Raw genomic sequence first — 1,872 nt, 5'->3', positions numbered from 1 at the left:
GCAGGCCGGCGCATTGCCGAAAGAAGAAGACTCCATGCTCATAAACGGGGACACCTTGCGTGCGCATCGCGGGAGCGCACGCACGCGACGGTTTACAATAGGCGATTGTTCCGCGGCGCAATGCGGCAACGCAAATGCGCCGGGCAAACCAGACGCGCCATTCTACCGGCGCCCATCATCGAAGAGACAAGGAGACACCGTGACGATCTACAAGCTGGGCGATACGGCCCCGACGATCCACGAAAGCGTATTCGTTGCCGATACGGCGGCCATCATCGGCAAGGTCGTGCTCGAGGAGAACGCGAGCGTCTGGTTCGGCGCGACGATTCGCGGCGACAACGAGACGATTACCGTCGGCGCGGGCAGCAACGTCCAGGAAGGCGCGGTACTGCATACGGACCCCGGTTTTCCGCTGACGATTGCCGAAAACGTGACGATCGGGCACCAGGCGATGCTGCACGGCTGCACGATCGGCGAAGGTTCGCTGGTCGGTATCCAGGCGGTGGTCTTGAATGGAGCGGTCATCGGCCGCAACTGTCTGGTTGGTGCCGGCGCGGTCGTGACGGAAGGCAAGACGTTCCCGGACAACTCGCTGATTCTCGGCGCACCGGCGAAAGTCGTGCGCGAGCTGTCGGCGGAAGACATTGCGCGGCTGCGCACGAACGCGAAGACGTATGTCGAGCGGCGTGCGCATTTCAAGGAGCAACTCGTGCGGATCGGGTGATTCGCACGGATTTCAAGGAAGAAGAGTGAGCGACCAGTTACAGAAATTCATGTTCAATGCGGCGCCCGTGCGCGGCGAGATCGTTTCGCTGCGCAATACGTGGCAGGAAGTGCTCTCCCGCCGCGACTACCCTGCCCCCGTGCGCACGGTGCTCGGCGAGATGATGGCCGCGTGCGCGCTGCTGTCCGCGAACCTGAAATTCAACGGCACCCTGATCATGCAGATCTTCGGCGACGGGCCGGTCCAGATGCTGGTCGTCCAGTGCGGTTCGGATCTGTCGATGCGGGCCACCGCGAAGTTCGCGGGCGACGCCGCACAGACGATCGGCGACGACACGAGCTTCCCGTCGCTCGTCAATGCGAGCGGCCACGGCCGGTGCGTGATCACGCTCGACCCGGCCGACAAGCTGCCGGGCCAGCAGCCGTACCAGGGCATCGTGCCGCTGAACGGCGTCGACGGCCCGCTCGAATCCGTCTCGCAGGTGCTCGAGCATTACATGCATCATTCGGAGCAGCTCGACACGCGGATGTGGCTGGCAGCCGATCGCGACCGCGCGGTCGGCATGCTGCTGCAGAAGCTGCCGGGCGACGGCGGCATCGTGCCGCGTCATGCCGAAACCGATACCGATACGTGGGAGCGCGTCTGCACGCTCGGCGGCACGCTGTCCGCGCAGGAACTGCTCGAAGTCGAACCGGAAGTCGTGTTCCGCCGGCTCTTCTGGCAGGAAAACGTGCAGCACTTCGAACCGGCCGGCACGCGCTTCCAGTGCTCGTGTTCGCGCGAGAAGGTCGGCGCGATGCTGCGCATGCTCGGCCGCGAGGAAGTCGACAGCGTGATCGTCGAACGTGGCCACGTCGAGATCCATTGCGAGTTCTGCAATCAGCGCTACGAATTCGATCCTGTCGACGTCGCGCAACTGTTCGCGGCCCCCGGCGTCGAGACGGGCATCGCGCCCGCCACCGACCAGCGTCACTGAGCCGAGCCGCGGCCCGATGCCCGCTATCCGGGCACGGGCGCATAATGACGCACGAGCGTCGCACGCACGGCTCCGGCGCCGAAGTCTCGTACTTCGGCGCCAATCGCTTCTCGTCGTCGGCGCGCTGCAGGAGAAACACATGAATCGCCCGCTTCATCGATCGTTTCGCACC

2 protein-coding genes are annotated in these 1,872 nt (G+C 64.7%); both read left to right on the top strand.

All coding sequences use genetic code 11. From position 1 onward, the window contains the following. Window positions 1-199 precede the first annotated feature (199 nt). Window positions 200-724: a gamma carbonic anhydrase family protein gene (locus JYJ84_RS35570; RefSeq protein ID WP_071334714.1), complete on the top strand. Its 525-nt coding sequence runs from the start codon at window positions 200-202 to the stop codon at window positions 722-724. A gap of 25 nt (window positions 725-749) precedes the next feature. Continuing rightward, complete coding sequence (gene hslO / locus JYJ84_RS35565) at window positions 750-1,700, top strand: Hsp33 family molecular chaperone HslO (protein ID WP_174959475.1); 951 nt, start codon at window positions 750-752, stop codon at window positions 1,698-1,700. Window positions 1,701-1,872: the final 172 nt, after the last annotated feature.

Origin of the sequence: Burkholderia sp. LMG 13014 (assembly GCF_905232215.1) — a bacterium.
Lineage (GTDB): Bacteria > Pseudomonadota > Gammaproteobacteria > Burkholderiales > Burkholderiaceae > Burkholderia.
Note: the sequence above shows the minus strand (reverse complement) of the source record. Positions and strands in the feature narration are given on the sequence as shown.